Origin of the sequence: Parasphingopyxis algicola, assembly GCF_013378075.1 — a bacterium.
GTDB classification, from domain to species: domain Bacteria; phylum Pseudomonadota; class Alphaproteobacteria; order Sphingomonadales; family Sphingomonadaceae; genus Parasphingopyxis; species Parasphingopyxis algicola.
Window position 1 is genome coordinate 398,509 of the sequence record NZ_CP051131.1, and the last position, 26,495, is coordinate 425,003.

Genomic DNA, 26,495 nt, shown 5'->3' on the forward strand with positions numbered 1-26,495 from the left:
GCTGATGGGTGTCTGGGCTTGTCGCTCTCATTGACGTCGTTGTGGGTCGACGAACGACAAAGGCGCAGAAACCGTCTGCGGTTGATCAGAAGCAGATCGTCCGGAAACGGTAAAACTCATCTCATCTCAAAGAATAAAGTTTAGCATGGTGTCAGATATGGTATTTGATCAACTGTGGCGAGGATATTTTCTATATTTCAATGATTTGCTTGTCTATTTCGAATCCCACCCTCTCCGGCATAGCCGCAAGCGCGATTGTTAGCGTGTCGCCTGATTGCGTTTTGTTTTCTTCGCCTCATCTCTGAACGCGCGCTTGCCGCGCCTTTGCCAAAGCAGGACAGCCCGTTCGCGCTTCTCGCCCGGAGCTTGCGGACGAGGTCGAAGAACGCCCCATAGAGGACGGCGCGTCCATCAGCACAATAGCGGCATGACGATCTTTGATTCGGTTGTCCTTGGCCGCCACTGATATGTTTCCGAGTATGAGAAGGGGTTGGGCGCCTGTCCGGCCCTGCCGGACAGCGGGTGATCGTGTGACCGAGCCCCGTTCCCGGTCTCGGCCCTGCCGGGCTTCTCCCCCTGACGCAGCCCCGAACCTGACGGTTCGGCAATAAGGACGCCCGCTGCGCGGGCGGCGCTTTTTGGCTGTTCCCCTGAGGGCGGGGAGCGGCCGGCCCTGATAGCCCCGAGCGGTCGCGGCACAACCGCTTCGGCTTCATATCCGTCTCGGTCGTTATCCTTCTCCTACCGAAACGGTTGCGCCGCGCCCTTGATGCTCGGGGCTGCGGGCCTCTTCGCCGCCCCCCACCCTCGGGGGAACGGTGCGAATGGGAGCAGGAGGCTATGGCAGCGTGCGAACGGCCAGAATTGGAGCATGAGGCGACCGCAGCGGGCGAGCAGACGCTCGTTTCGGGCGTCCGCCCGGTCACGCTCGCCGACCGGCTCGCGGCCCGCGCCGCCGCGCCCATCGCTCCCAAACGCAATCCGAACGCCGAACAGCGCCCATGCGATCACGGCCTGTTCGACACCGCCGCGCGCGATCAGCTTGACCTCTTCGACACGCTCAGGACAGGGCTGATCGACGCCGTCCGCGCCGCCGAATGCGGCGCATCCACCCCAGCAAAGTCCAAGGAGTAACCGTCATACAACTCAATCATATACCGCTCGATCATTTGAAGGTTTCGCCGCTCAATATGCGGCACTCGCGCCGCAAGCCGAAGGTCGATGACATATTGCCGTCTATCCGCCAGCGCGGCATCATCCAGCCGCTCTTGGTCAAGCCCAATGGCAAGCCCGACCATTACGACATCTATGCCGGACGGCGGCGCTTCTTCGCGATGAAGGCCATCGCCAAGGAGGGCGACAGCAATCCCGTCCTGCCCTGTCTCGTGCTCGACAAGAATGACGATGCCGATGCGGTCGAGGCGTCTATCTTGGAGAACACCGCGCGGGTCGAACCCGACGAAATGGAGCAGTTCGAGGCGTTCAAGAAGCTTGCCGACAAGGGCCGCAGCGTCGCCGAGATCGCCGACACGTTCGGCGTGACCGAATTGATGGTGAAGCGGCGGCTGGCCTTGGCGAACCTTCTGCCAGCGATCCGCAAAGCCTATGCCGCCGAAGAAATCGACGGGCGCACAATCACCGCGCTGACCATGGCGACCAAAAGCCAGCAGGAAGAATGGCTGGCGCTGTTCCAGTCGGAGGACGATTATGCGCCGTGCGGGCATCAGTTGAAGGCATGGCTGTGCGGCGGCGAGCATATCACCGCCGACAAGGCGCTATTCGCTATCGACGATTATCCGGGTGAAATCCTCGCCGACCTGTTCGGCCAGAATGGCGCTTTCGCCGATATCGGGCTGTTCTGGGAACATCAGAACGCCGCCATTGCCGCGCTCGCGCAGGGCTACACCGACAAGGGCTGGGCCGATTGCATCGTGCTTGACCGGGGCCGGTATTTCGACCGCTGGAATCATATCAAGACGCCCAAGAAGGAGGGCGGCAAGGTCTTTATCGAGGTTCGCGGCAGCGGCGAGGTGACGGCCCATGAAGGCTATCTCTCCGATCAGGAGGTGCGCCGTCGGGAACGCGCCGCCGCCAAGGGCGATGGCGAAGCCAAGCCCGTCAAGCCCGAAATGACCGGCCCGATGACCGACTATATCGACTTGCATCGTCATGCGGCGGCGCGGGCGACATTGCTCGGCCATCCGGGCGTCGCGCTTCGGCTTGCGGTCGCGCATATGATCGTCGGGTCGCGGCTGTGGCGCATCGAGGCCGAACCGCAATCGACCCGCAAGGAAGCGACGCGCGAAAGCGTGGCCGTGTCGAGGGCCGAAGCCGCGTTCGCCAAGGAGCGCGCCGAGCTCGCGGAGCTTCTCAGTTTGGATGCCGACACCGGCACCATCGTGCGCAACAATGGCGACGACTGGCGGCTTGCGTCGATATTCGCGCGGCTGTTGCTGCTCGACGACGGCACCGTGCTGCGCATCCTGACCTTCGCTATGGCCGAGAGTCTGGAGGCCGGAACCGCGACGGTCGAGGCGCTCGGCGAAGCCATCCCTATCGATATGGCGGGCTATTGGACGCCGGACGAGGCGTTCTTTACGCTCTTGCGCGACAAGCAGATCGTCAATGCGATGCTCGGCGAGATCGCCGGGCAGCAGGTCGCCGACGCCAATGTCAGCGCCACCGCCAAGGTGCAGAAGGGCATTATCGGCGATGTGCTGGCGGGGGAAGGCAACCGGACCCCCAACGCCGACTGGCGTCCGCGCTGGGCGGCGTTTCCGCCCGGCTGCTATCGCGACGAGGCGGGTTGTGCACCCGCCGCCAATCATCGGCGGATCGCGGACCTGTTCGCCGAGGCCGAAGACTGACAGGAGCCATTGAGCATCCGCCCCGGCTCTAGCCGCCGCTTCCGGCCCGTTCGGCAACACTGCCGGGCGGGCTGGGCGTCGGTCTCCCTTGGCCGCGCGAAGGCGGCCGAGCGCATTTGGAGGCGCTTCGGGCGCGTGCCCTCGATCCCGTCCCGGCACCCGAAACAGCACAAAAAAGCGCTTCCGCCACCTGCGTCTCCGGAAGGGGCGGCCATCACGGCGCGACCACCGCCCTGCTTGCCTGCGTGGACCTATGGCGAACTGCGGCGGCCCGAAACCGGCTTGCGCGAACTTTCTTCCCCGCCGCTTCACGGCTCCTCGCGGCCGGGCTGCGCCCTTCAAGAAAGTTCGCTCCGCCGGTCCTCCGCTGTGCTTCGGCCCCCCAAAGAGAAGAGGGGGGTGCGGGCCGCCACCGCCCGCCATCTCCGGTCCCGCGTCAGCAGGGCGATGGTCGCTCCGCGACAGCCAACGAAGGAGACTGAAAGATGGCACAAGCACTTGGATATGTGACGAAGACCGATACCGGGTTCGAAGGCACGCTCGCGACGATGAGCCTTAAAAAGCGCATCAACATCGTCGAGAACACGGCCAAGGAAACCGACGCCCAGCCCGATTTCCGGGTCTATACCGAAGACCGGGTTGAGATCGGCGGCGGCTGGAACCGGGTCGGGCGCAACAGCGGCAACGCTTACGTGTCGCTGACCCTCTCGGCTCCGGAATTCGGGCCGCAGCGGATCTACGCCAATCTCGGCCGCGCCGCCGGGCAGGACGATCCCGATTGTCTCGCGATCCTCTGGAACCCGGTGAGTTGACGCGGGCCTCTCGCCTCCCGCGCTCCTTGGAGCGTGGGAGGCTTTTCTTATGTTATCCAGCGAGCGCGAGCGGTGTTACTTCACAGTCTAGCTCAGTGTCCTGCACAACCTCGTATCCGACCGGTAGCGCGACGGAAAATGGCCCGGCTTGGAAAATGGATTCTGCCGGTTCTTTATGCCAGAAACGGTTTGAGCAGAGACGGGCGTCGACAGGGAAATCACCATGACAATAGCTGAGCGCGTCGGAGCTCTGATTATACGGCTGTCGCCCGATCCCATTTGCGACGATTGCATCACCGAAAGGCTCGATCTCTGCGCGCGGAACCGGGCAAACCAGCATACGCGCCACCTTATGACCGAGCACGGTTTCGAACGTCAGCTGAACACATGCGCGCTGTGCGGATGCGAGAAGAAAGTCATCCGCTATTCGTGAGAAGCGGAGAGGCCGCAGATTCAACAGACCGTATTGCGATCGCTTCATCACGTCATCCGTGTCTGCCTTGATCGCCGTTCACTCTTGACTCGATCCGCCGCCGGACCGCACCTATTGAACTTAACTATTTGCAACGTAGCGATTTCTCATCGGCGCAATGGGCCACGCCGACGCCTGGGGACGGCAAGCAACCTTGCCGTCCCCTTTTGCCTGCCGCGTAAAATTGTGCACGCGAAGGCCATCATCCTTGGCATCCGGTACAGCCGCGAGCTCACTTTTTAGCGCGTCACCTCGTTGCGTTTTGCTTTCTCCGCTTCCGCCTTGAACGCCCGCTTACCCCTTCGCCGCCAGAGCGTAATCGCCTGCTCACGCTGTTCGCCGGACAGCTTGCCGGCGACCGCAAGGAACGCCCCATAGAGCACGGCGCGATCGTCATCGGTCAGCTCAATGAGACCCGCCTTGCTGACCAGCCCGCCCAGCTCGATCAGGCGGCGCGTGCGCTCGCGGCGCTTCACGACCCAGTCGCGGCTATCGTGGCGGGCACGGGCGGCCTCAACACGATGCCGGGCCGCCCGCGCCCGGCGCAGCGCCGCCAGCGTCGCCGCCAGACTTGCGCGCAGCGTTCGGCCTTTTGCCTGTAAAAAACGCGGCGCCGCGTTTGCGCCACGCCTCCTTCGTCGCGCTGTCGGTGGTATCGCTCGCATCAAGCAGAGCGCCGGCCAGCGTCTCGATGCCGATCGCGTCGGCGCCGGTCGCGGTCACCAGCTCGCCGAGCTGGCGGGTCTTGGTTGCCTTGAGCGCTTTGGTCTTGTCCTGCAGCGCCTGAAGCTCGGCATCGAAGTCGCGCGGTTTGCGCATGATTATCTCCTTGTTTTGCGTGATGCGCCGAGCATAAATGACGCAGCCGTTTTTGGCTGCAATGTCGCCGGGACCGCGTGGGACCACCTGGTCCCGAACAAGAAAATTTCTGGTGAGGGCGCGCTTATACGTCGTGCCGACGTTGCTTTTGTAGCGTAGATGGTATGCCGCCATGGCGATCTACCATCTGCACGTCAAAGTGATCGGCCGCGCGACCGGCGCGAGCGCGGTGGCGTCCGCCGCCTATCGCGCCGCCGAACGGCTGCGCGACGAGCGGATCGACCGGGCCCACGACTTCACCAGCAAGGCCGGCGTCGTGCATTCGGAAATCCTTTTGCCCGATGGTGCGCCCGAGCATCTGTCGGACCGGCAGACGCTGTGGAACGCGGTCGAGGCGGGCGAGGTCAGGAAGGACGCGCAGCTCGCCCGCGAGGTCGAGTTCGCGATTCCGAGGGAGATGACGCAGGAGCAGGGCATCGCCCTGGCGCGCGACTTTGTCGAACGCGAGTTTGTCGAGCGTGGCATGATCGCCGATCTCAATGTGCACTGGGATATCGGCGAAGACGGGCGCGCCCGGCCGCACGCCCATGTTATGCTGACCATGCGCGAAGTGAACGAAAACGGGTTCGGCAAAAAGGTCCGCGACTGGAACGCCCGCGACCAGGTCGAGCACTGGCGCGAGGCCTGGGCCGATTATGCGAACGAACGGCTTGCGACCCTCGGTATCGAGGCGCGGATCGATCATCGGTCGCTCGAAGACCAAGGCATCGATCTCGAGCCCCAACACAAGATCGGCCCGGCGACGCCGCGCCGGATCGCCCAGGGGCTCGAGGCCGAACGGCTCGACGAGCATCGGGCGATTGCGGCAGCGAACGGCGACCGCATCATCGCCGAACCGACGCTCGCCTTGGACGCGATCACCCACCAGCAAGCGACCTTTACGACCCGCGATCTCGCCCGGTTCGTCCATCGCCATTCGGACGGCAGGGAGCAGTTCGACCGGGTGATGGGCGCGGTGCGCGGATCGCCCGAACTGGTGGCGCTGGGCAAGGACGGGCGCGGGCAGCAGCGCTTTACAAGCCGCTCCATGCTGGCCGCCGAACGACGATTGGAACGATTGACCGAAGTAATGGCTGGCCGCGAGCGGCATCGTGTTACCGAACGCAGCTGCAACCGCGCATTGGCCAATGCCGCCAAACGCGGGCTGGTCCTGTCGGGCGAACAGCGGGCGGCGTTCGAGCATATCACCGAGGGTCGCGATCTCGGCATCGTGCTCGGCTATGCGGGCAGCGGCAAGTCGGCCTTGCTCGGGGTCGCCAAAGACACCTGGGAACAAAGCGGCTACCGCGTCCAGGGGCTGGCCTTGTCCGGCATCGCAGCCGAAAATCTCCAACACGGATCGGCAATCCCGTCGCGCACCATCGCGAGCATCGAACACGGTTGGGCAGGGGGACGCGATACACTGACCGAGCGCGATATACTCGTGATCGACGAGGCCGGGATGATCGGCACGCGCCAGATGGAGCGGGTGCTCACCGAAGCGCAAAAGCGCCGCGCCAAGGTCGTGCTGGTCGGCGATGCCGAACAGTTGCAAGCGATCGAGGCGGGCGCGGCGTTCCGGTCGATCGCCGAACGCCATCCGCATGCCGAGATCGGGACGGTCCGGCGGCAACGCGCCGACTGGCAGAAACAGGCGACCCGGCAGCTGGCGACCGGACGCACGGGCGAGGCGCTGGCCGCCTATGGCGATCACGGCATGGTGCATGCGGCCGACAGCCGCGAGCAGGCCCGTGCAAATCTGATCGATCGCTGGGATCGCGAACGGTGCGCCGCGCCCGAGCAATCGCGCATGATCCTGACCCATACCAATGACGAAGTGCGGGCGTTGAACGGGCTGGCGCGCGAGCGGCTGCGCGAAGCTGACGAGTTGGGCGCGGACGTGCGCATCACCGTCGAACGCGGCGCGCGCGACTTTGCGCGCGGCGACCGCATTATGTTTTTGCGCAACGAACGCAGTCTGGGCGTGAAGAACGGAACGCTGGGCACGCTCGAACAGGTGAGCCGCGGTCATATGGCGGCGCGGCTCGACAGCGGCGCACAGGTCGCGTTCGACCTGAAGGATTACGCTCATGTGGATCATGGCTATGCGGCGACGATCCACAAGGCGCAGGGCGTGACGGTCGACCGGACGCATGTCCTGGCGACGCCCGGGCTCGACCGGCACGCCGCCTATGTCGCGCTCTCGCGGCATCGCGATAGCGTACAGCTCCATTATGGGCGGGACGATTTTAGCGACCACCGCCAGCTCGTGCGCACGCTGTCGCGGGCGCGGCCCAAGGATATGGCCGGCGATTTTAAGCGCGATTACACCCGCGATTATGCGGAGCGGCGCGCCATCCGGCTTCCGGGAGACTCACCGGAAAGAGGGACGGCATCGCCCGAACGGCGCGGCATGTTCGCCAACTTCAAACCCGTTGCGCCCAAGCCGGATCGGTCCGTCCCGCTTTCCGGGCGGCCCGGAAACACGCTCGGCCGGGCGGTCCAGCGCTATACCCGCTGCCAGCAGGAAATACTCGATATGCGAGAGCGCGACCTGCCGGTTCTTCCGCATCAGCGCCAAGCGCTCGACCGGGCCGGAGAGGTGCTCGACGCCCTGCGGCCCGAGGCCAGCCGGGATCTGTACAATGCGCTCAATCGCGACCGCTCGCTGATCGACGAAACCGCCAGCGGCAATACCCGTCGCGCCATCCGCGCCATGCAGCGCGAGACGCAGGTCCGCACCGATCCCGCCTTGCGCGCCGAGCGGTTTGTCAAACGCTGGCAGGCGCTCGAACAGCGGCGCACCCAGCTGTACCGCGCGGGCGATATGGGCGCGGTGCACAAGATCACCGGCAGCATGGGCGCGATGGCCAAAAGCCTCGAACGCGATGCGCAGATGGAATCGCTGCTCCGCCCGCGCGCCCGCGAGCTGGGGCTCAAAATCGAAGTGAGCATGATGCCCGGCCGCACATTGGCGCGACAGTTGACCCAGTATCTGGGGCTGGCGCGCGGACGCGGGCTGGGGCGGTAACCGGAGAAAGGAGATGAGCATGACGGACGACCCGCCATCCGAAGAGATGGAAGACCCGGCTGCAGACGCGTTCGAGCGCTTGCGCGGCGAAGTGGCGGCGACACGGCTCGTCATGCAGGGCCTTGCTGCCGAGCGCGCAGAAGAGGTTGCGCCCGATTACAGCGCCACCTTGGCCGAAATCGTGCAGCGGGTCGAGCGCCACGCCCGGGCGATCGAAGCGCTGGCCGAGCGTCCGGCGCTCGGGCTGACACCGGAAACGATGGCGCGGCAGATCGCGGCGGCCAGTACCGAAATACGGCGCGAGGATGCCGCAGCCTTGTGCGACGCGCGGGCGGTGATGGAACGGACGGCGGCCGAGCTCAGCCAGGCATTGAAATCGGGGCGCACGGCCGCCGATCAGCGGCGATGGGTGATCCGGAGCGCGGTTGGCGGGCTGGTAGCGGGCGCAGCCCTATGGGCGATCGTGCCGGGATTGATCCTGCGCGCCTTGCCCGAGAGCTGGGTTGCTATGCTGTCTGGCTAGCCAGGGCATCGATGAAGCACGACTTCAGCGAATGGCCCGCGCGCTTCGTCGATACAGGCGATCCCATGACACGCCGAAACACAATAAAAACCTTTTTCTGCCAAACAATAGAGGGCTCGAAAGGATAAATGTGTCCAAGCAATTGCTGACAGCAAAATCCGGTTGTCCGGGCTGCCGCGACGGCAGGGCCCTCGATTTCGATTTCGCTATGGCGTTTCAGCCGATCATCGATATCGAGACGGGACAGGTCTTCGCTTATGAAGCATTGGTGCGCGGTCCGGCGGGCGAGCCGGTCGATGATGTATTGACGTTGGTGAATGCCGACAACCGCTACGCCTTCGATCAGCGGTGCCGGGTCAAGGCGATCGAGGCCGCCGCGCGCGCCGGCATATTGGACACACCCGCAAAACTCTCGATCAATTTTCTGCCCGATGCGGTCTATTCGCCGCGGGCCTGTATCCAGCTTACGCTGAAGACGGCGGAGGCAAACGATTTTCCGGTTGATCGTCTGATCTTCGAGTTCACCGAGAATGAGGAGATACGCGACCCTGAGCATCTTCGCAGCATCGTCGAGATTTACAAAAGCTTGGGCATGGCGACAGCGCTCGACGATTTCGGAGCGGGTCATGCCGGGCTCAATCGCCTGGCGCAATTCCAGCCCGATATCATCAAGCTCGATATGGCGCTTATCCGCGATATCGATCGCCGCTTGCTCCAACGCATCATCGTCGAGGCGATGGTGCGGATGAGCGAGAAACTGGGCGTCACGCTCATCGCCGAGGGTATCGAAACCGACGAGGAGATGCGGACGCTCGAAACGCTGGGTATCCGCTATATGCAGGGCTTCTTCTTCGCATCGCCCGGGCTGGAAACCTTGCCCGGAGTTGCCAGGGGTTCGGAAGAAAAGGCCCGCCGCCAAACAGCCGGATAGATAACCGAAAGCCCAAAATAATATCAGGCCGGTTATCTGTCCGTTATGAAATGTCTCTCTTTGGGCAAGGGCGGCATATTGACCGCCAGAGGCCCCTTTTCTATTTCATTGTCCGGTTGTCCATTTCGGGCTAATCTTCTCCCGCCGATCATCAGCGAGGAGAAATATCATGTCGTCGCCGCGATATCTCGAACCCGACAGCCGGATGACGCTGCGCGAAGCGCTTGCCGAACTCAGAGAACTGGAAGCCGATGTGTCAGACGAGACGATTGGCGACGATCTGACGAAAGCATTGATCGCGCATGATGTGGTTCATATACTCTTCGGATGCGATATCAGCGATGATGACGAAGTGATCGCCCATCTTTGGATGGTTGTCGGCACCGATGCGCGCCTTGGTGATATGCGCGCGATAGCCAGGGACCGCGACCATATCGGCTATGCTCGGAGCTTTGCGCATGGCCGGCGCGTATTGCTTGTACTGCGTAATTTGCCGCGGATGCTTGGAACGGTGATCCGGGCCCGCAGGATGACCAAGTTCTGGCCCTTTGGTGGGTTTGAGGAAAATCTCGACCGAACCTTGGCGGATCTTAGAGCGGAATACGGGATCACCGTCCCTGCACCCGGATCCCGAAGACAGGGCCGACGCGGTCCTCACCATCCGGCCTATCTGCCTGCGACGAGATAATCGCGCACCGATATCGCCGCATCTGACATCGAAGGGATTGCAGCATCGGCTCGCCTCCTCGACCTGCAGCCTATCAGGCTTAGAGAGCGGCGCGGCGCCAATACAAAAGCCGCAATGGCCGCTTTACGTGGTCTCAATCGCCGGTCAATCGGCTGATCAGGTTATCATATACATAGTCGCTGATCGGCGTGTCGAACTTGCACCCGATGCGGAAATCGTTGCGCCAGACGACGGTCGCGGACAGCGGCTGCAAGCCCGGCAAATAGAGGAACAGCCTGTCGCTTTCGCCGAGAACCGCCGCGCTATCGAGTTGAAAGCCGGTGCGCGAGATGTTGAGCAGATCGCCCTTCGTCTTCGGATAGCCCGGCTTTCGAAAGCCCATCCGTATCTCGACCTCTTGTCGCGGATCACGCGGCTCGTTGTCACCGGCGCGCTCTTGCGTCATCGGTCGCTCCCCGAAGGCGTCATTAGGTCCTGTTCACATGGCCCGATCGGCGCCCGAAATTCTTATTTCGGAACGCCCAAGCCCTTGTACCAAATTTCGAGGCTCAAAATAACCCGCGCCATTCGATCCGCAGTACAATCTCGCCAATCCGTCCGTCCCATGCCGATTGACAGCGATCGACCGGCCCGCCTCTCCTAAGGAAAATTTAATCCCTATCCTCCAATAGGATAAACATACGCAGCAAGAGGCAAAAGCTGCACGTGGCGTAGTGACATTGGGTTGAACCAAACATTTGGACACATCCGGGGAGGCGGAAAGGACGGTTATAATGCCGGGCTCGCAATCCATCCTCAAGCTGTGCGTCTCCGACAAAGATCTGCCCCGATCGATCCACATCCGGCTTCTGGATGAACTCTACAGCCTGCACCCAGCGGTGTTCCTGAGTTCGACGCTTGGCGCGGGCGTCGTCGGCGGTGCAGCGACATGGCGCACCGGCGATCCCGTTCTGGCGGCTTTCACCGTCATCACCTGTCTTGCGACGCTCGCTATGTTGCAATTGCAGCGCGCTTATGTCCGTACTGGACCCGAAACGCGTGCGGCCAGGCTAGAATGGTGGGAAAGGCGCTTCGCCATCCGTTCAGCATGTGTCGGGCTCGGTGTCGGGCTACTCACCGCCTACGCTTTTCTGTGCTGTGACGATGCAATCGCGCATTTGTTGCTTGAGGCGCTGGCGTTGGGCGCACTCTGCACGACTGTCCGTAACTATTTCCGACCACGGATCGTCCTTTTCCAGATCGCCGCACTGCTCTTGCTGCCCGCCGCGGCGATGGTTGCGAGCGGCGAGCCTTTCTATCTCTTCATTGCGGCAGGCAACGTTGCGCTGGCGTTCAACATGGCACGCATCGTCGCCGGCCTTTACCGCGGTGTCGTCGACTCGTTCAAGAAGGATGAGCTGCTCAAGGAACAAAATGCGCGCTTCAACGCGGCGCTCGGCAATATGGCGCACGGCCTGTGCATGTTCGGCGGAGACGATCGCCTTCTCGTCTGCAACGACCGCTATCTTTCGATGTACGGGCTGTCGTCCGACATCGTAAAACCGGGGATCGTGCTGCGTGACCTGATCGCGCACAGCCTGGAGGTCGGTAATCACCCCTCAGACAGCGTCGATACATTTTATCACGAGCTTCATAGCCGTCTCGGCAATGCGGACGGCGGAACGTTCCATCAACAGCTCGGCAATGGCCGGACGCTGGCCGTTTCCCATGAAAGGCTCGCCGATGGCGGCTGGGTCACTATCCATGAAGATATCACCGAGCGCAAAAAGGCCGAGGCGAGGATCGCCCATATGGCCCGGCATGACGGCCTGACCGGCCTTGCCAATAGTGGCGAGTTCCACACTCTTCTGGCCACTGAACTGTCTGCCGAAGTCGATGGTTCGGTCGCCGTCCTCGCCATCGATCTCGACCGATTCAAGCCGGTCAACGATACGCTCGGCCATACCGTCGGCGATGCCTTGCTTAAAGAAGTCGCCAACCGTCTTGAGGAATGTGTCGATGAGCGCGGTTTTGTCGCGCGGACCGGCGGTGATGAATTCTCGATCGTACAGATCGCGCAAAATCATCCGCAAGCGGCGACAACCCTGGCCCAGAGGTTGATCGACAGCTTGAGCGAACCCTTTGAGATTGTCGGTCATCAGGTCATGGTCGGCGCGAGCATCGGCGTGGCGGTCGCGCCCGACGATGGCGAGACGCCCGACGATCTGATGAAGAACGCCGATCTCGCGCTCTATCGCGCCAAGGCCGATGGCCGCAACTGCCATCGTTTCTTCTCGCCCGACATGGATGAACGCATGCAGGCGCGGCGCCAGTTGGAACTCGATCTGCGCAAGGCCTTGGGCGCCGGCGAGTTCGCGCTCGTCTATCAGCCGCTGGTCGATACGAATTCCGAAGAGATTCTGGGCTTCGAGGCGCTGCTGCGCTGGAGCCATCCGACCCGTGGCACCGTCGGGCCCGACGAGTTCATACCGCTTGCCGAGGAAATCGGCATCATCGGCGCGCTCGGTGATTGGGTGTTGAGGCAAGCCTGTCACGATGCGACGGCCTGGCCCGACGATATCAGCATCGCGGTCAATCTCTCGCCCTTGCAGTTCGAGACCGGCAATCTCGTCAATTCGGTGGTGAGCGCGATGGCCACTTCAGGCCTTTCGGCCGAACGGCTCGAACTCGAAATCACCGAAGGCGTGCTCATTCGCGACGCCGCGGCCGCGCGCAAGATCCTGCACCAACTCCAGGCGTTAGGCGTTCGCATCGCGATGGACGATTTTGGCACCGGCTATTCTTCGCTCAGCTATTTGCGCTCCTTCCCGTTCGACAAGATCAAGATCGACCAGTCCTTCGTGCACGACATCAACAGCGACAAGGAAGCGCTGTCGATCGTAAGGGCCGTCGTCGCGCTCGGCAAGAGCCTCGGCATGCGCACCACTGCCGAGGGTATCGAAACCGAGGCGCAATTGGAGCGGCTGAGGAAGGAGGGTTGTGCCCAGGTGCAAGGATTCCTGACCGGGCGCCCGATGGACACCGAGGCGGTCGCCGATATGTTTGAAGACCGGGAGCCTCGCCAGGCGGTCGGATAGGTTCGCAATAATCGTCAAATCGCAATTGTGCCGCAGCCGCTGTCTCTCCCTGGATCCGCTGGCTGCGGCGCCTTTTTGACAAATGGGGGTCAGCTATGAAAACAGGATGGAAAAATGGGACGGCTTGCCGCGCCCGCGATAATGGCGCTGGGTGGCCGGGAGATGCCGCAGACGGGTTTGTCCATTTTGCATCAGTCCGTACTTGGTGAAGAAGAATGGCTTTCGGGCGCGCAAAGATTGCACCTGATCGACCGAAATTGGTTCGCATCCAGACATCCTTACACGAAGTTTAAGATGGCTTCTCCGTGAGTTTCTCGATCCGCTCGATGCAGATGGCTTCGACCATAGCCTTGAGCGCTTCGGCCCGCTCTCCGAGCCAGGCGAGTTCGTCGGCCGTGATGGTGTAATGTTCGGAGTAACGCGCTTCGACATAAGCACGCTTCAAGAGTTCGAAGGTGCGGCGATCCGCCTTCGTCTCGCGCGGCCAGACATCGATCAGGCGCGGATCGATATCTTCGGCCAGCGAGCGCAGAAATTTTACGTTGTGCGTCGAGGGAGAATAGTTGGTCAGCACCAAGAGGAAGCAAGTGTAGAGGTTCTCGACCATCTGGTGCTTCAAGAATACGGCTTTGCGAAGATCTCCCTCGTTTATGTAGAACTTCACACCTTTCTCGAATCCTCCCGCACTCTCCATCCAAAAGCTATGGTGCTTATTGGCAGCCGCTAACGCTTCTTCCGGCGTAGGTGGCTGGGGTTCAACGAAGGGCTTCTCGCCTTGCAGCTCGTAAAGCGCGATGCCTTCCTTGACGACATCGGAGAAGAAATACTGGCCCTTGCAGAGTTCGTTATTCACCTCTTCGAGCGTATGCACGATAAAATTGACCGGTCGCTTGATCGACGGTTCATGCATCAGCCGATCCTCGGCCCTATACCAGTATGTTGAAAAATCGACGACGCGCTTATGGTTGACGACGATCAAGAGATCGAAATCGCTTCTGTACCCTTTGGCGGTATGGGGTTCGTCGACCCAGCCGCCACGGGCATAGGAGCCGAACAGGATGATCTTGAGAATGCGACCATCCTTCTTCTTCGCCGAGGATGCCTGCTTCATCGCATCGGCGAACTCGGTATGGATGATCTCCACCGCGCGCTCCAGCTCGCGCTGTTTGGCATGGGGAAGATGATCGATATCGCTTTTCATCAGACGAGCTTAGCGAAGGGCGAGTCTAGCGCCAACAGGTTGACTACGGATCTTTACCGCCAGGTCGGCAGGATAAACTGCGGCGGCATCGAGCGGCCCCAGTACAAGCCCTGGCCATAATCGGCGCCGGCAAGCTTGGCGAACGCCAGATGCGCTGGTGTTTCGATACCTTCGACCACCGATTTGGTCCGTCTGGCGCGGCAAAATTCGAGGATGCCGGTGAGCATGGACATCGGAAGACGCTGTTCGGCGCACGCCCAGAATATGCTTTTGTCGACCTTCAATTCGGTGAACGGTATGTGCGAGACGCGATCGAAATTGGCCATGTCGGCCCCGAAGTCGTCGATCGAGATACCCACACCGATCGTTTCGAGCTTCGGGATATTTGCGAGCACCCCCTCAAAATCGGCAAGCCGCGCGTCCTCGGTGATTTCGATAATTATACGCTTCGGAAGGACCGCATGTCGCGCAAGGGTTTCACGGAGCGTATCGATAAATTCGCGGCGCACCAAAACTGCGGGGCGCTGCAGTTGAAGGATACGGTCTTCGTCCGCTCCATCCTTTCCAGTGCGACAGCGAACCGCACCGCCGCGTCGAGAATGACGAGCGTCGCCTCGAACTCCAGATCGAGATGGATCGATTGCGAAAAGATCAACTCCGGACTGAGCGCCCGGCGTGGTTTTAATCGGGTCAATGCTTCATAGCCGACAACGGTATCGGTCTTGAGATTATGTTTCGACTGGAATTCAACCGTCAGATTGGGGATTAACCGATCATGGGCGATCAGGGACTTGAGAAAGGCCTGGTCGCCGGTTTCGCCTGGCGGACGATGGGATGGACATTCCGTGGTGTAGTGTTCGAGCGCCGTCAGCGGATAGGGCCGATCGACCGCGCCCATCATAGGCACGGAAAAAGACCGGGCTTCCGCCTTGGCGGCGCGGTTCAGCGCCGGATTGGGGCTGCGAGCGATGATCAGCGGTGTCGATGGCGCTGTCTCCGCCATCTTGCGGATCAGCCCGAAACCATTCTTTATGCCGGTCTCAGGATTGAGAACCACGATATTCGGGCCAAAGGCAAGACCGGCCTCTTCATCCTCGGCGGCGGCGATGCAGGCTGCCGCCAATCCCCGTTGTTCCAGATCATCCTGCAACGGTCGGGAGAGCGTTTCCTCTTCTTCGAGGAGCATGATGCGTGCTTGGGACACGAACGATATCCACCATGTAAGAGTGCGTTAACATCGGCTTTTTCACCAACTTTCGATATTGGTCCGCCCGAACCGGCAAAAAAGCGGCAAGGAAGGCTGGCGGCGCATTAGGTATGCGAGTCGTTTGATTTTCGGGGCAAACGGTTGCCGGCAGCGACTTCAAACGGACGTGACGGCCTGCAGCGGTTGTGCATATTTGGAAGAAGCCGGAGCAGAGATAGGTCCGGATCCCAGAAGATGTTCCGCAATTGGGCGGAGGGACATCGTCAAACGCGCTGGCGGCGCTTCTGAAATTCCGCTTTTCTGAGATTGCGGCGGCAGATGCAGTTACTCCATCTGGCAAAGCGAAGCGTTTGCGAACGGTTTTCCGAAACCGCTACTGCATAGGCTCAGCAAAAGGGCCCGCTCTCTTGGGGGCATAAATAAGAGAGCGGGCCAAGATACACAGGGGTGGGTGCACGTCAGACAGGTTTTAACGTCCCCTGCGCGAACGACGGTTGACCGTACGCCTTGTCGTCGTCACCCGCCGAACTCCGTTCTGGTTGCCGACGGCCACGCGCCGAACGCGGGTGTTTCCGCGCTGGCGAACATGGGTGTTGCGGCCGGCGACCACCTGACCGTCCTCATTGCGCAGGCGCTGTCGTCGGTCGTAACCGTGACCGTTCCACCGGCTCTGCCCGCGATAATCGAGCGTTTCGCCATTGGGGCCGGTAGTGGTGCCGTGCGTGCGGGTGTGGTTGCCGCGCCGCATACGTTCGCCTTCATAAGTGCGCGTATCGCCGTTGAAGCGTGTCTGCGAACCCGACATGGTACGGCCGGTGTCGGTGCGGTTGGACTCCCAATAGCGCGTCGCCACAGCGCCATCGTCCTTGCGGGTGATGGCCGTATCCCGCGAATAAAAGCCGGTATCGCTATCGCGGGTAATGATGCGCTCGCCGGAATAGTTGGGCGTGTCGACAGTGATTGTGCGCGTTTGCGCCATTGCCATAGGTGCTACGGCAAGTGTCACCGCGGCGGTGCCGATAAGAACGATCGATTTCATCTCAAATCTCCTCATTATCGATATGAAAGGGCGAAATTCGCCGTTTCTCATCCAGTTTAACGCAGGAGACCGAAATTCCCTTCGCTATCAGCGACGCCGGCGCGGAATTCGGGGGCGGCGTGGCGGGGTGGTGCGACGTTGCGCGGCGGCGCGAGCCCTTTGGGCCGCTTGTGCCGCGCGGAGCCGTTCGACCATCGCGTTCCGGCGCGCGCTCGCGGTGCCTGGCTGATCGCCGTTCGAAAGATCGGGGCGCGTCAAGGGCAGTTCCACCGGCTCAGGCCCCGGCGGTGTGTTGTCGATGATCATGGGAAGTCGGGCCGGCGGTTCGGTGCCGCTACTTTGCGTGGCCGTTATCGGACGCTGCTGTGCTGGGATTGAGGTCGGTCGGTCCGTCGCGGGCAAGTTTGCTGCGGGCAGGTGGCTTGCGGGTTCCGCGGACCGCCGGTTCCGGATAGTATCGATGATCCGCATGCGCTGGGCATCGGAGATATTGTCGCGCGATATCGGGAGGCCCGGGTTGCTGCGTTGGCGTGCCGCTTCCAGACGGTCATTCTGGACCGCTATCGGCGCCTCTGTCCAGCCATTAGCCCTGATGCGCCGGGCGATCGTTGCGCTGCCTCCTGCCGTCGCCTGTTGGCGCGCTGCCTCCAGCGCTCGGCGTTGCGCGAGGCGAGGCCGCTGCGTCGCGGGCCGCGTTTGGGGCTGGCGAGGGGCCAGATCCTGCAACCGCCGGCGTAATGCAAATGCCCGGCGAAGTTGCGATGCGCGGGACTCGCCAAGCGCCGATCGTATCAACGGTTCCGCACCGTCAATTTCAGCGGTCGGCGTCTCGTTGACGTTCAGTTGGGCCGATGCCTGCGCGTTTCCGACCGACGCCGCGGTTTCCCTCGGCGGTTCGGCGACAAATAGCTCGATGACCGGCTCGGCGATGCGTTTAAGATCGAGCGTACCGTCACTGACCAAGGCGGCGGCTACCGCGCTCGCGGCCAACAGACCGCCGCCTATCGAGCCCAGTATGATTGGTCGGCGCATCCGTCGACGGCCGTTGACGCGTCGCGTTCGCCGCCCCTTGAATAAAACGCGCGTCCGGCGCTGCGGTCGGGCCGTCGCCTCGGCTATGATGCGGTCCGCAAGATCGGTCGGCATTACCGGATCGGGCGAGGCGGCGAGCGCGCGATCAAGCGCTATATCAGTCATCGGGGCCCGGACCGTCATGTTAGTTGCTCCACATCGGTGGCAAGAACCCCCTCTTGCTCGAGCAATGCACGCATCTTTCGGCGTGCGCGCACGAGCAACGATTCCAATGCCTTGATATTCAATTCAAGGATCTCTGCCGAGGCGCTGTTCGACAGGCCTTCATAATAGCTGAGAATGAGTGCTGCGGCCTGACGGTCGGGAAGCTGTCGCAGACACCTATCGACCGAGGCGCCGATCTCATCGGACACCATGACCTTGTCAGCGCGGGGAGTATCATCTGTTGATTCCGGCGGTTCGACCGGCGCAATCCGCTTGCGCTTGCGCAAACGATCAAGACACAGGTTAACGCCCACTCGGTGAAGCCAGGCCCCGAGCCCGGCACCGCTGGGCTTCCATTGTGGGGCGTGGGTCCATAGCCTTGTAAAAACGTCCTGCACGATATCCTCCGCCTCATGGCCGTCACCGAGCATCCGATATGCAACCCGGTAGATTGGCGCTGAATGAAGCTCGACTAGGGCACTGAAAGCGACAGAGTCGCCGTCACGGACGCGCGCCATCAGAGCGCGGTCTGTTTGATCAGCTTCGGATGAAGCTGTGCTCGCCAGCTCATGGTGCGGCGTCATTCGGCTCCGATCATATGCAAACACTGTGCTTTATTCTCCTCCTTTCAACGCGCGAGCAGGAATATTCCTTCGTTTCGGCGAAGGTTTTTTAGTGCCTTTGCGTTAATAGGGCATGTCGACGGCTAAAAAGGGGGCATTTATGCGTATTACACCGCGTTGTGCGGTGCTGGCGTTAACACTCGCCATCACTCCGCACTCTGTTTACGCTCAGGGAGATGACGCTTCCGATCAGCGCAATTGGAGCATCATGGTTTCGGGCGGAATCACCGCGTTCGGCGAGGACCAGGAACAGCCGTTTGTCTCGGCCGCGCTTCGTCGCGAGTTCGGCGATTTTCATCTGAGCCTGGGCGGTGTGCTCGTCGGTTATGACGGGCCGCCGCCGATCATTGGCGACACGATACCGGCAACAACCCGGCAGCTTGTTTTGGGGGCAGGTTATGGGACGTCCGCCTTCGCGCTTGACGCCTACATATCGATCGGCGATCGCGATTTTGACCGGATCATGCTTACTGCCCCCAATGGCACCATATTGAATTTCAACGCAGACGGCAGCAGTCGGGCCACCGGCGCATCGGCCACCTATCAAATAGCGCTTGGCGGCCGATGGTATCTGTCGCCCTTCGTGGCCCTCGATTACAGCGAAATCGATACACTGCAGGCGATTGCCGGCCCAACCGGCGACCTCGTTGCCCGGCGTATTTCAGAATCCGGGGTAACCGGATCGGGAGGCGCCACCTTGCAATATGCGCTTGGTATGCAAAGCCAGCACAGCCTTGGTCTCTACACCGGCCTGGTCTCGACATCGAACGCTGCCTCGACAACGCGCATCGGCCGCACGGGTGCGGTGACGAGCGCCACCCAAAGGATCGACGGGGCAGGCGATGGTGACACCTGGTTGGAATATGGTGTGAGCACCAATTTCACGTTATCGCAGGCGGTCGTTCTTGATCTGGCGGTGTCGCGAACGACCGGACTGAAATTTGGCGAAGCCACATCGGCCTCCGCCGGAGTGTCCGTTGCTTTCTGACGACTCCTCCTTTCTATGGTAGACTGCCGATAGTATTCGCTAATGTGTCAAGGGTCGCTATCCCTTTCCTAAACGGCCTGCCTAGGCAGAAAGCGAACATGCAAATAAGAGGCATTGTTGGAAAAACCTGAAGGGATCAAAGCGCTTTCTGCAATCTCGCTCCAATGCGCCCAGTCATCGACCGCCATCCAGTCAAAACCCCCTGGACAGCAGCTCTGTCACGGCACGCGCGGTTGTCGGCGTACCCCGTGCCACTTCCCTGCCGTCTTTGAACACGACCAGGCGGCCATATCCGTTCAAGCTGAATCGCCTCCACACGCTTGGCGGCGTCTCCTCGCCGATCCGGAGTATCAGTATCTCGCTGAACGGTTCGCGACGGCTCAGGCGTTCGAGGATAGGAGCTTGGATCTGGCAAGGCGCACACCAGGATGCATAAGTTTCGAGAACGATCGTCTGGTTTTGCTCCCGTGCCCCGGAGAAAGCCGCATCGCTGAACTGCCTAGGTGGAGAAGCCGCTGTCAGCTGCGGCATTGCAATAAGAAGCAAAGAGGCTGCCAGCCGCCCGGATGTGGTTAGCCTCATTTGATAAACTCTCCATCCGGATAGAAGGCGCGGAAAGCGAAGGCGAAGTCGACGCTGAATGCGACATCCTCTCCATCCCGCGTAACCCGAACATTACCGATGTCTCGCCCCCGCTCAATTCGGCGGCTGTCGAGCACGGAGCTTTGTCCTTCGCGCCATTCGATGCGCAACCCGGTGCTAGTCAGCACAGGCGTGTTTTCGCGGACATATTCAAGCGACCAGGCATGCGAACCTATGCGCACCACCCGCGCCATGGGATCGACGCCATCCGGCAGCTCGCCATCGAACAGAAAGGGCGCGGGCGCCCTATCATAGCCAACATAGGGATTGGCGCCATAGAGGCGCTGCCCCGAAGCAGGCGGCACGAGCACCCTGCCATCCGGAAACTCTCCACGAAATAGCCGCCAAGCCTCGATCCGCGCCGGCACCGCATCCAAGGTCGTGCCTGTATAGGCTCCGACTATGGCTTCGCCGGTGAACTGCTGCCAGAAACTCTGCGTCTGGTGATCATACATGACGAGATCGGAATGGCGCAGGCGGCCCGTGGTTCCAAAGGTCAGCACCGTGCCGTCGACCCGCCGGTCGAACACCATGGAGGTGTTGCAAAGCGGGCAATAAGTAACCGCTACCGGCCGTCCGCACTGGTCGTGATGCACAATCTCGTGCCAGATGAGAATTCGATACGGGAAGGCAAACGCACCGCAACTGCCCGAGAGGAATATAACCGGTTCATCATCGGCCAGATCGGTGATTTCGCTTGCGGGCCGGAATTCGGGCGCGAGAATGGCGGGAATGGCATCGCGCGGCACACCTCCCGACTTTATCTCCGCAAGGTCGATTGAGCTGCGCGAAACGTCCAGCCGTGGAAATTCCTGTTCAAGCGGATGACGTCCCTCAGCACAGGCGATTGTCGAAGACGCCGCCATTACCAGAGAGAGTATCGTGCCGAAAACGCGTAGAGGTTTCATTCAAGGCTTCCGTTTTGTCTCTCAATTCGGAACACGGAAGCAAAAGGTTACGCATGATCGGGAAGGTTTTTGCCATCGGGAATAGGTGAAATGGATTCACGCGCTGGAATTTCGGACTGAGACACTAGCGGAGATTGCCTCCAACGGCGTGTCATCAACCGGGCCACATCGGATTTCAACGACGCTGCCGCCGGAAGGTGCGCCTTCATCGCTAAATCACCAATTACCTCACGTGCCAAGTTGGCGGGGCGCCATTCCGCCGATGGCGATTTTCAACATGTTAGAATGAGAAAAGCAGCGTATCACTGCTGCTCGTTGTGGTTCATATTATAGCACGAAATCACAGACTAACTGTGGGAGCAAATGGCGTAAAAATCGCTAATCCCACAAGTAAGTCAATCAAAATCAGCGATTTATAGAGATATTCTGGTGACCCCTACGGGAATCGAACCCGTGTTTCAGCCGTGAGAGGGCCGCGTCCTAACCGCTAGACGAAGGGGCCATGGCAAGCAGCGCTTGCGGGCGGCTGACTTAGGGAGGAGACGGGCGGAGGTCAACTCATGATAGCAACTATGCTATGTTGCGGCTTTCCGGCGAGTCCCTCCGGCCGGGTATCCATATCGCAGGCCGAAGCCAGGCCCATCGCAGGAGCGCATCATGGCGACGCAACTCAAGATCGATTTCATATCGGATATTTCCTGCCCCTGGTGCGTGATCGGGCTGCGCAACATGGAGGCGGCGCTCGCGGCGGTCGGCGACGAGATCGAGGCCTATATCCGCTTCGAGCCGTTCGAGCTCAATCCGGATATGCCGCCCGAGGGCATGGATCGCGCCGACTATTTCTCCAGCAAATACCGCATCTCTCCGGACGAAGCGAAGCGCCGGGGCGGCGAGATCAGGGCGCGGGCCGAGGAAACCGGCTTTGTGATGAACGCGGGTGACGGTTTCCGTATCTACAATACGTTCGACGCCCACCGACTGCTCGAATGGGCGATGGAAGAAGGGTGTCAGCGGGCGCTCAAGCATGCGCTGTTCGAAGCCTATTTCACCGACGGAAAAAATATGGGCGATCCCGAGACGCTGGCGGGCATTGCGGAGTCCGTCGGATTAGATGGCGCGCGGGCGCGCGAAATTCTTGCCGGCGACGACTATGCCGGCCATGTCCGCCAGTCTCAGTCGCACCAGCGCGGTCGCGGCGTGCAGTCGGTCCCGACGATCATCGTCAATGGCGAATATGTGATCAATGGCGGCCAACCGCCGGCGATTTTCGAAAAGGCGTTCCGCCATATCGCGAGCGAGGTCGCGCGCGATCAGGTGGCTGCCGAACCGGTCTGACGTCCGGTCCTTCGGGCTCGGCGATCAGCCGGTTTCGGACTGTCCGCCGCATTCCTCGACTGCTTCGGCAACGGTCCGGTAGAAATTGCGCGATCGCGCCTGGCCATTGGCTTGCAGCCCCTCCCAGATCGGCTTGTGGGTCGCGGCGAAATTGATCGACAGATCTTTCGAGTCGAGATTGTCCAGCAGCCGTTCCATCATCGCGACGCCGCTGGCGTCGATCGTGTTCACGGCGCGCATGTCGAGGATCAGGCAGGTCGCGTCCGGATGCCAGGCCACCTCTTCCAGAATCCGGTCCTCGCAATAGCTGGCGTTGCCGAAATAGATCGAACGGTCGATCCGGACGACCAGCACGGGCATCGTGTCGACCTCGACCTCGTCGCGATCGATCGAGCGGAAGGATTCGCCGTCATCCAACGACCCGACACGGGTGACGCGCGGTACGCTGGAGAACCAGAGAAACGCCGCGATCCCGAGTAGCGCGCCGACCGCCAGGCCCCATTGGACGCCGAGCAGGAGTGTCGCAAGAAGCGTCGCCAGGAACACGGCGCCCTCGATCTTGCTGTAGCGCCAGATTGCCGCGATCTCGCGGGTTTTGACGAGGCCGAATACGGCGCTGATGACGAGCGCGGCGAGCGCCGTCTGCGGCAGATAGGACAGGGCGTTGGCGAAAAACAGCAGGACGGCGAGCACGACCAAGGCTGCGACCATCGACGCCAGCGGCGATCGCGCGCCGCTGTCGCAGACCAGCGCGGAGCGGCTCAGGCTGACGCCGACCGCGTACCCGCCCGTCAGACCCGCGCCGATATTCGCGGCGCCGATCGCGAACGCTTCGCGGCTCGTGTCAAGCGACCGGCGTTCCTTGCCCGCGAGCGATTTGGCGACGGCCGTTCCGATGACGAACGCGATGATGGCGACGACGGCAGCGGACGGCAGCAGCCGTAACCATATGGCCGGGTCGATGGGCGGCAGTGCGAGTGCGGGCAGCCCGCCTTCAGTCTTCTGGACCGTCGCGACGTCGGGCGCAGCGAACTGAACGGCGAGCGCCGCTCCGACGATGATGACGAGTGGAACCGATTTGACGATGGCCTGGCGCCACGGCGGGCGGATGCCGGCTTTCCACAGTCCGGCCGCCGCATACCGGTCCGCCAGCAGGAGAAGGACGAGCGCACCGCCGCCGATGAGCAATGCGGCGATGACGGTCTCCCCGAGAACCGGCAGCAGGACCGTTGCGGTATCGATCAGATTGCCGCTCCGGGCGACGTCCAGCCCCAGCAGCGGCGGAAGCTGGCTGGTCGCGATCAGCACGGCCGCGGCGGCGGTGAAGCCCAGAAGCGCGGGCTCGCTGACGAAATTGACCAGCCGGCCGAGGCGGAAAAGGCCAAGCAGGCACAGGATGATGCCGGCCTCGATCGCGATGATCATCGCGCCATCGAGCGGCGCTATGTCGCCATTGCCGGTCGCCTCCGCGACGAGCAGCGAGACCAGCGCGACCGGACCCAGCGACACATAGGGCGAAGTACCGAAAAAGAGATAGAGCAGTGGCGGGGTGAGCGCGGCGTAAAGACCGGTTTCTGGCGGTAGACCGGCAAGCTGCGCATAGGCCATGGCTTGCGGAACGAGCAGCACGGAGAGGATCAGGCCCGCGAGAATGTCGGGAAAGAGGTTGCTCCCCCGATAGCCGTCCAGCCATGGCGGCATCAGCGTTTTGATATCGAATGCCACGTCATGGCTCTCCCCAGAGGTGCGCCCGACTATATGGCACCGAAAATCCGGCGCCAGATCAAATGTTAACATCGATCACCGGGTCGCTGAATTGTTTGAGCCATCGGTGCAAAGCTGTCACAACGCCGAGGCAGCACAGGATAGACGTGTTTTGCGTTCATTCTCGACGGAGAATAGTGACCATGGCCCTGATCCATCTCGTTTATGCATCGAAACCGTTTGGGTTCGACGCCGCGACGCTCAACGGCATCCTGATACAGGCGCGGGCGCATAATGTGCGCGACAATATTTCGGGAACGCTGATCTGCCGCGCGGATATTTATATCCAGATGCTCGAAGGCCCAGAGGAGGCGGTCGACGCCGCGTTTGCGCGCATCGTGGAAGATGACCGGCATGTCGAGCCGAAGCTTCTGCTTCGCGAGCCGACAGACGACCGTCTGTTCGGTGGTTGGGCGATGCGCGACGATCCGGCGCGATCGTGGATGTGGACGCGGGAAGAGCTGGCTGGCGGCGCGCTCGACCGGGCAACGAGAGATGAGATTCTGGCGATCTTCGAACGTCTGTCTGAAGAAGTGCGGGGCGGCGGCGCGGACTGACAGGCGATCAGGCGGTGAGCGCCTCATATTCGCCGCGTTCGAACGCTTCGGTCATCGCGAATTTCTGGATCTTGCCGGAGCCGGTCATCGGCCATTCCTCTACCCAGATCCAGTAAGCCGGCGTTTTCTGCGGGGACAGCCGTTCGCGGACGAAAGCCTTGAGTTCTTCCGGTTCCGGTTTCTCGCTCCCGGCCGCGCGCATGAAACAGGCGACGAGTTCGCCCCATTTTTCATCGGGAACGCCGACGACCGCGACCTCCGCGATCGCCGGATGTTCGAGCATTGCATTCTCGATTTCCGCCGGAAAAAGATTTTCGCCGCCGCGGATGATCATCTCCTTCACCCGTCCGGTGATCTTCAGATAGCCGCGTTCGTCCATCGTGCCGAGATCGCCGGTGTGGAGCCAGCCCTCCGCTTCGATCGTCTCGGCCGTCGCTTCGGGATTATCGTTATAACCGGCCATCACGTTATAGCCGCGCACGCAGATCTCGCCCTGTTCGCCGATTGCGCAAACCGAGTTGTCGGCGGGATCGAGGATAGCGACGTCCATGTGGGGAAGGGGCTGGCCGATCGTTCCGGTCAGATCCTCCTGGCTGTCATCGGCCCAGCCATAGGTGATGCCCGGCGAGCTCTCCGTCTGGCCGTACACGATCTGGATCGGTGCATCGAAGGTCTCGCGCGCCTGGCGCGCCAGCTCCGGCGCCACCATCGCGCCGCCGCACATCAACGCTTTGACGGACGTGACATCGCAACCCGTCTGTTCGGCCGCCTCGATCATCCCGAACAGCATCGTCGGCACGCCGCCCGCCAGCGCGGGGCGTTCGCGTTCGATCACGCGCACGATCATCTGGGGATCGAAGCCGGGGGCCAGCAGGATCGTGACGCCGCTCGACAGGCCGCCGCAGACGATGATTGCGCATCCGGCCGTGTGGAACAGGGGAACGGCCAGCACGACGCTTTCCCCCGGTTGGCCGTTCCAGCGATGGAATATGTCGGCACCGTTCTGGATCAGGCCTTTCTGATGCAGAAGCGCGCCCTTCGGGAAACCGGTCGTGCCCGACGTATATTGGATCTGGACCACATCTTCGGGCGTCGTCTCGCGCAGTTCGCCGCGGTCGTGCCCGTCGAACAGCACGTCATGGTCGGTCAGCAGGATTCGACGCTCGACCTGCGGCAGTTCCGCGCACGCCGCGTCGACGACCGGCGCCAAGGAATTGCCGCGGACGGAAGGCACGAAATAGACGGCCTCCGCGCCCGACTGTTCGAGCACATAGGTGAGCTCGCGCGCGTTGAAGGCGGGATTCACCGTGACCATCGTGATCCCGGCCAGGCCTGCTGCCAGTTCCATCAATATCCATTCGGGGAGATTATGCGCGAAGATCGCGATCCGCGCGCCGCGTTGGTGTCGTGACGCCAGCGCGCGGCCCAGCTTTTCCGCGTCGCGGCGCAGCTCCGCATAGGTCCATTCGCGGCCGATCTCGCCGTCGGCGAGCAATTCGCGCAATGCCGTAGCGTTGCCGCGCTCGGTGGCTTGTTTTTCGAGCAAAGCAGCGAAAGTCGTCGGCCGAAAGGGCGTGTCGGTCTGCGCGTCGAAATAGGATCGTTCGAGATTGACCGTGTACATCGCATCTCCCTTGGCGTTGACCGGAGGTTAAGCATGTGCCGGCATTTGTCGATAGCAGCGCCTATTCGAGCCACCGCTTCATCCCCGCGTTAACTTTTGTTCAAACCGCGTT

The 26,495-nt window shown here is 61.6% G+C and carries 26 protein-coding genes and 1 tRNA gene; 13 read left to right on the forward strand and 14 right to left on the reverse strand.

Annotated elements, in window-relative coordinates; all coding sequences use genetic code 11:
- The first annotated feature begins 840 nt into the window (after window positions 1-840).
- The 4 genes from HFP57_RS02085 (at window position 841) to HFP57_RS02100 (ending at window position 4,112) form a co-directional block, all read left to right on the forward strand.
- The gene (locus HFP57_RS02085) at window positions 841-1,134 is read left to right on the forward strand and encodes a hypothetical protein (RefSeq protein ID WP_176868211.1); all 294 of its coding nucleotides are present in this window, start codon (window positions 841-843) and stop codon (window positions 1,132-1,134) included.
- On the forward strand, window positions 1,098-2,867 hold the full coding sequence (locus HFP57_RS02090; RefSeq protein WP_281363113.1) for a ParB/RepB/Spo0J family partition protein: 1,770 nt from the start codon (window positions 1,098-1,100) through the stop codon (window positions 2,865-2,867). Before HFP57_RS02085 ends, HFP57_RS02090 begins: the two co-directional genes overlap by 37 nt.
- Window positions 2,868-3,352: 485 nt before the next feature.
- On the forward strand, window positions 3,353-3,679 hold the full coding sequence (locus HFP57_RS02095) for a DUF736 domain-containing protein (protein WP_176868213.1): 327 nt from the start codon (window positions 3,353-3,355) through the stop codon (window positions 3,677-3,679).
- Window positions 3,680-3,902: 223 nt separating this feature from the next.
- Window positions 3,903-4,112 (forward strand): hypothetical protein, encoded by a 210-nt coding sequence (locus HFP57_RS02100; RefSeq protein ID WP_176868214.1) that lies wholly within the window; start codon window positions 3,903-3,905, stop codon window positions 4,110-4,112.
- A gap of 278 nt (window positions 4,113-4,390) precedes the next feature.
- On the opposite strand, the gene HFP57_RS17945 is transcribed toward HFP57_RS02100, so the two are convergent.
- Both HFP57_RS17945 and HFP57_RS18195 read right to left on the reverse strand, forming a co-directional pair.
- Window positions 4,391-4,627, reverse strand: a complete 237-nt coding sequence (locus tag HFP57_RS17945) for a conjugal transfer protein TraD (protein ID WP_246263254.1) — start codon at window positions 4,625-4,627, stop codon at window positions 4,391-4,393.
- A gap of 37 nt (window positions 4,628-4,664) precedes the next feature.
- Entirely contained in the window at window positions 4,665-5,144 is a 480-nt protein-coding gene (locus HFP57_RS18195) for a conjugal transfer protein TraD (protein ID WP_343045248.1), read from the reverse strand.
- Between HFP57_RS18195 and traA the strand changes: the two genes are divergently transcribed.
- The 4 genes from traA (at window position 5,143) to HFP57_RS02130 (ending at window position 10,182) form a co-directional block, all read left to right on the forward strand.
- Complete coding sequence (gene traA / locus HFP57_RS02115; RefSeq protein ID WP_176868216.1) at window positions 5,143-8,040, forward strand: Ti-type conjugative transfer relaxase TraA; 2,898 nt, start codon at window positions 5,143-5,145, stop codon at window positions 8,038-8,040. The two genes, HFP57_RS18195 and traA, sit on opposite strands and share 2 nt — an antisense overlap.
- A gap of 19 nt (window positions 8,041-8,059) precedes the next feature.
- On the forward strand, window positions 8,060-8,563 hold the full coding sequence (locus HFP57_RS02120) for a DUF6118 family protein (RefSeq protein WP_176868217.1): 504 nt from the start codon (window positions 8,060-8,062) through the stop codon (window positions 8,561-8,563).
- Window positions 8,564-8,693: 130 nt separating this feature from the next.
- Window positions 8,694-9,494, forward strand: a complete 801-nt coding sequence (locus HFP57_RS02125; RefSeq protein WP_484555890.1) for an EAL domain-containing protein — start codon at window positions 8,694-8,696, stop codon at window positions 9,492-9,494.
- Window positions 9,495-9,663: 169 nt separating this feature from the next.
- Window positions 9,664-10,182: a hypothetical protein gene (locus HFP57_RS02130; protein ID WP_176868218.1), complete on the forward strand. Its 519-nt coding sequence runs from the start codon at window positions 9,664-9,666 to the stop codon at window positions 10,180-10,182.
- A gap of 133 nt (window positions 10,183-10,315) precedes the next feature.
- Here the strand turns inward: HFP57_RS02130 and HFP57_RS02135 are convergent, their stop codons facing one another.
- Entirely contained in the window at window positions 10,316-10,627 is a 312-nt protein-coding gene (locus HFP57_RS02135; protein WP_176868219.1) for a PilZ domain-containing protein, read from the reverse strand.
- Between the two features lie 328 nt (window positions 10,628-10,955).
- On the opposite strand from HFP57_RS02135, the gene HFP57_RS02140 reads away from it, so the two are divergent.
- Window positions 10,956-13,259: a putative bifunctional diguanylate cyclase/phosphodiesterase gene (locus tag HFP57_RS02140; RefSeq protein ID WP_176868220.1), complete on the forward strand. Its 2,304-nt coding sequence runs from the start codon at window positions 10,956-10,958 to the stop codon at window positions 13,257-13,259.
- Between the two features lie 114 nt (window positions 13,260-13,373).
- Complete coding sequence (locus tag HFP57_RS17880; protein ID WP_218135058.1) at window positions 13,374-13,568, forward strand: hypothetical protein; 195 nt, start codon at window positions 13,374-13,376, stop codon at window positions 13,566-13,568.
- On the opposite strand, the gene HFP57_RS02145 is transcribed toward HFP57_RS17880, so the two are convergent.
- The 6 genes from HFP57_RS02145 to HFP57_RS02170 all read right to left on the reverse strand — a co-directional run bounded on the left by HFP57_RS02145 (window position 13,549) and on the right by HFP57_RS02170 (window position 18,526).
- Entirely contained in the window at window positions 13,549-14,460 is a 912-nt protein-coding gene (locus HFP57_RS02145) for a nucleotidyltransferase and HEPN domain-containing protein (RefSeq protein WP_176868221.1), read from the reverse strand. The two genes, HFP57_RS17880 and HFP57_RS02145, sit on opposite strands and share 20 nt — an antisense overlap.
- Window positions 14,461-14,513: 53 nt before the next feature.
- Window positions 14,514-14,969, reverse strand: coding sequence for an EAL domain-containing protein (locus HFP57_RS02150; protein WP_176868222.1), 456 nt, complete (start codon window positions 14,967-14,969; stop codon window positions 14,514-14,516).
- On the reverse strand, window positions 14,900-15,664 hold the full coding sequence (locus HFP57_RS02155) for an EAL domain-containing protein (RefSeq protein ID WP_176868223.1): 765 nt from the start codon (window positions 15,662-15,664) through the stop codon (window positions 14,900-14,902). The genes HFP57_RS02150 and HFP57_RS02155 overlap by 70 nt, the downstream gene beginning before the upstream one ends.
- A gap of 472 nt (window positions 15,665-16,136) precedes the next feature.
- On the reverse strand, window positions 16,137-16,706 hold the full coding sequence (locus tag HFP57_RS02160) for a hypothetical protein (protein WP_176868224.1): 570 nt from the start codon (window positions 16,704-16,706) through the stop codon (window positions 16,137-16,139).
- An 87-nt stretch (window positions 16,707-16,793) separates the two neighbouring features.
- Window positions 16,794-17,921 carry a hypothetical protein gene (locus HFP57_RS02165; RefSeq protein ID WP_176868225.1) on the reverse strand — a complete coding sequence of 376 codons (1,128 nt, stop codon included), beginning with the start codon at window positions 17,919-17,921 and terminating at the stop codon, window positions 16,794-16,796.
- Window positions 17,918-18,526 (reverse strand): RNA polymerase sigma factor, encoded by a 609-nt coding sequence (locus HFP57_RS02170; RefSeq protein WP_176868226.1) that lies wholly within the window; start codon window positions 18,524-18,526, stop codon window positions 17,918-17,920. Before HFP57_RS02170 ends, HFP57_RS02165 begins: the two co-directional genes overlap by 4 nt.
- Window positions 18,527-18,665: 139 nt before the next feature.
- Here HFP57_RS02170 and HFP57_RS02175 point away from each other — a divergent pair, with 139 nt between their 5' ends.
- On the forward strand, window positions 18,666-19,553 hold the full coding sequence (locus HFP57_RS02175) for an autotransporter domain-containing protein (RefSeq protein ID WP_176868227.1): 888 nt from the start codon (window positions 18,666-18,668) through the stop codon (window positions 19,551-19,553).
- Window positions 19,554-19,745: 192 nt separating this feature from the next.
- On the opposite strand, the gene HFP57_RS18240 is transcribed toward HFP57_RS02175, so the two are convergent.
- The 3 genes from HFP57_RS18240 to HFP57_RS02190 all read right to left on the reverse strand — a co-directional run bounded on the left by HFP57_RS18240 (window position 19,746) and on the right by HFP57_RS02190 (window position 21,605).
- The gene (locus HFP57_RS18240) at window positions 19,746-20,135 is read right to left on the reverse strand and encodes a thioredoxin family protein (protein ID WP_176868228.1); all 390 of its coding nucleotides are present in this window, start codon (window positions 20,133-20,135) and stop codon (window positions 19,746-19,748) included.
- On the reverse strand, window positions 20,132-21,061 hold the full coding sequence (locus HFP57_RS02185; protein ID WP_218135059.1) for a DUF3179 domain-containing protein: 930 nt from the start codon (window positions 21,059-21,061) through the stop codon (window positions 20,132-20,134). The genes HFP57_RS18240 and HFP57_RS02185 overlap by 4 nt, the downstream gene beginning before the upstream one ends.
- 469 nt (window positions 21,062-21,530) lie before the next feature.
- A tRNA-Glu gene (locus HFP57_RS02190) sits at window positions 21,531-21,605 on the reverse strand.
- 155 nt (window positions 21,606-21,760) lie between these two features.
- Here HFP57_RS02190 and HFP57_RS02195 point away from each other — a divergent pair.
- The gene (locus tag HFP57_RS02195) at window positions 21,761-22,438 is read left to right on the forward strand and encodes a DsbA family oxidoreductase (protein WP_176868230.1); all 678 of its coding nucleotides are present in this window, start codon (window positions 21,761-21,763) and stop codon (window positions 22,436-22,438) included.
- Between the two features lie 24 nt (window positions 22,439-22,462).
- On the opposite strand, the gene HFP57_RS02200 is transcribed toward HFP57_RS02195, so the two are convergent.
- Window positions 22,463-24,163 carry a SulP family inorganic anion transporter gene (locus HFP57_RS02200; protein WP_176868231.1) on the reverse strand — a complete coding sequence of 567 codons (1,701 nt, stop codon included), beginning with the start codon at window positions 24,161-24,163 and terminating at the stop codon, window positions 22,463-22,465.
- A gap of 182 nt (window positions 24,164-24,345) precedes the next feature.
- Between HFP57_RS02200 and HFP57_RS02205 the strand changes: the two genes are divergently transcribed.
- Window positions 24,346-24,759 carry a BLUF domain-containing protein gene (locus tag HFP57_RS02205; protein ID WP_176868232.1) on the forward strand — a complete coding sequence of 138 codons (414 nt, stop codon included), beginning with the start codon at window positions 24,346-24,348 and terminating at the stop codon, window positions 24,757-24,759.
- 7 nt (window positions 24,760-24,766) lie between these two features.
- On the opposite strand, the gene HFP57_RS02210 is transcribed toward HFP57_RS02205, so the two are convergent.
- Window positions 24,767-26,383, reverse strand: coding sequence for a class I adenylate-forming enzyme family protein (locus HFP57_RS02210; protein WP_176868233.1), 1,617 nt, complete (start codon window positions 26,381-26,383; stop codon window positions 24,767-24,769).
- Window positions 26,384-26,495 lie beyond the last annotated feature (112 nt).

Coding starts and splice junctions, on each gene's coding strand:
- HFP57_RS02130 (WP_176868218.1), top strand. CDS start 9,664: ATGTCGTCGCCGCGATATCTCGAACCCGACAGCCGGATGACGCTGCGC.
- HFP57_RS02090 (WP_281363113.1), top strand. CDS start 1,098: ATGCGGCGCATCCACCCCAGCAAAGTCCAAGGAGTAACCGTCATACAA.
- HFP57_RS02160 (WP_176868224.1), bottom strand. CDS start 16,706: ATGAAATCGATCGTTCTTATCGGCACCGCCGCGGTGACACTTGCCGTA.
- HFP57_RS02095 (WP_176868213.1), top strand. CDS start 3,353: ATGGCACAAGCACTTGGATATGTGACGAAGACCGATACCGGGTTCGAA.
- HFP57_RS02100 (WP_176868214.1), top strand. CDS start 3,903: ATGACAATAGCTGAGCGCGTCGGAGCTCTGATTATACGGCTGTCGCCC.
- HFP57_RS02085 (WP_176868211.1), top strand. CDS start 841: ATGGCAGCGTGCGAACGGCCAGAATTGGAGCATGAGGCGACCGCAGCG.
- HFP57_RS02170 (WP_176868226.1), bottom strand. CDS start 18,526: ATGACGCCGCACCATGAGCTGGCGAGCACAGCTTCATCCGAAGCTGAT.
- HFP57_RS02210 (WP_176868233.1), bottom strand. CDS start 26,383: ATGTACACGGTCAATCTCGAACGATCCTATTTCGACGCGCAGACCGAC.
- HFP57_RS02205 (WP_176868232.1), top strand. CDS start 24,346: ATGGCCCTGATCCATCTCGTTTATGCATCGAAACCGTTTGGGTTCGAC.
- HFP57_RS17880 (WP_218135058.1), top strand. CDS start 13,374: ATGGGACGGCTTGCCGCGCCCGCGATAATGGCGCTGGGTGGCCGGGAG.
- HFP57_RS02140 (WP_176868220.1), top strand. CDS start 10,956: ATGCCGGGCTCGCAATCCATCCTCAAGCTGTGCGTCTCCGACAAAGAT.
- HFP57_RS02120 (WP_176868217.1), top strand. CDS start 8,060: ATGACGGACGACCCGCCATCCGAAGAGATGGAAGACCCGGCTGCAGAC.
- traA (WP_176868216.1), top strand. CDS start 5,143: ATGGCGATCTACCATCTGCACGTCAAAGTGATCGGCCGCGCGACCGGC.
- HFP57_RS18240 (WP_176868228.1), bottom strand. CDS start 20,135: ATGAGGCTAACCACATCCGGGCGGCTGGCAGCCTCTTTGCTTCTTATT.
- HFP57_RS02135 (WP_176868219.1), bottom strand. CDS start 10,627: ATGACGCAAGAGCGCGCCGGTGACAACGAGCCGCGTGATCCGCGACAA.
- HFP57_RS02195 (WP_176868230.1), top strand. CDS start 21,761: ATGGCGACGCAACTCAAGATCGATTTCATATCGGATATTTCCTGCCCC.
- HFP57_RS02145 (WP_176868221.1), bottom strand. CDS start 14,460: ATGAAAAGCGATATCGATCATCTTCCCCATGCCAAACAGCGCGAGCTG.
- HFP57_RS18195 (WP_343045248.1), bottom strand. CDS start 5,144: ATGGCGGCATACCATCTACGCTACAAAAGCAACGTCGGCACGACGTAT.
- HFP57_RS02175 (WP_176868227.1), top strand. CDS start 18,666: ATGCGTATTACACCGCGTTGTGCGGTGCTGGCGTTAACACTCGCCATC.
- HFP57_RS02165 (WP_176868225.1), bottom strand. CDS start 17,921: ATGACGGTCCGGGCCCCGATGACTGATATAGCGCTTGATCGCGCGCTC.
- HFP57_RS02185 (WP_218135059.1), bottom strand. CDS start 21,061: ATGGCGGCGTCTTCGACAATCGCCTGTGCTGAGGGACGTCATCCGCTT.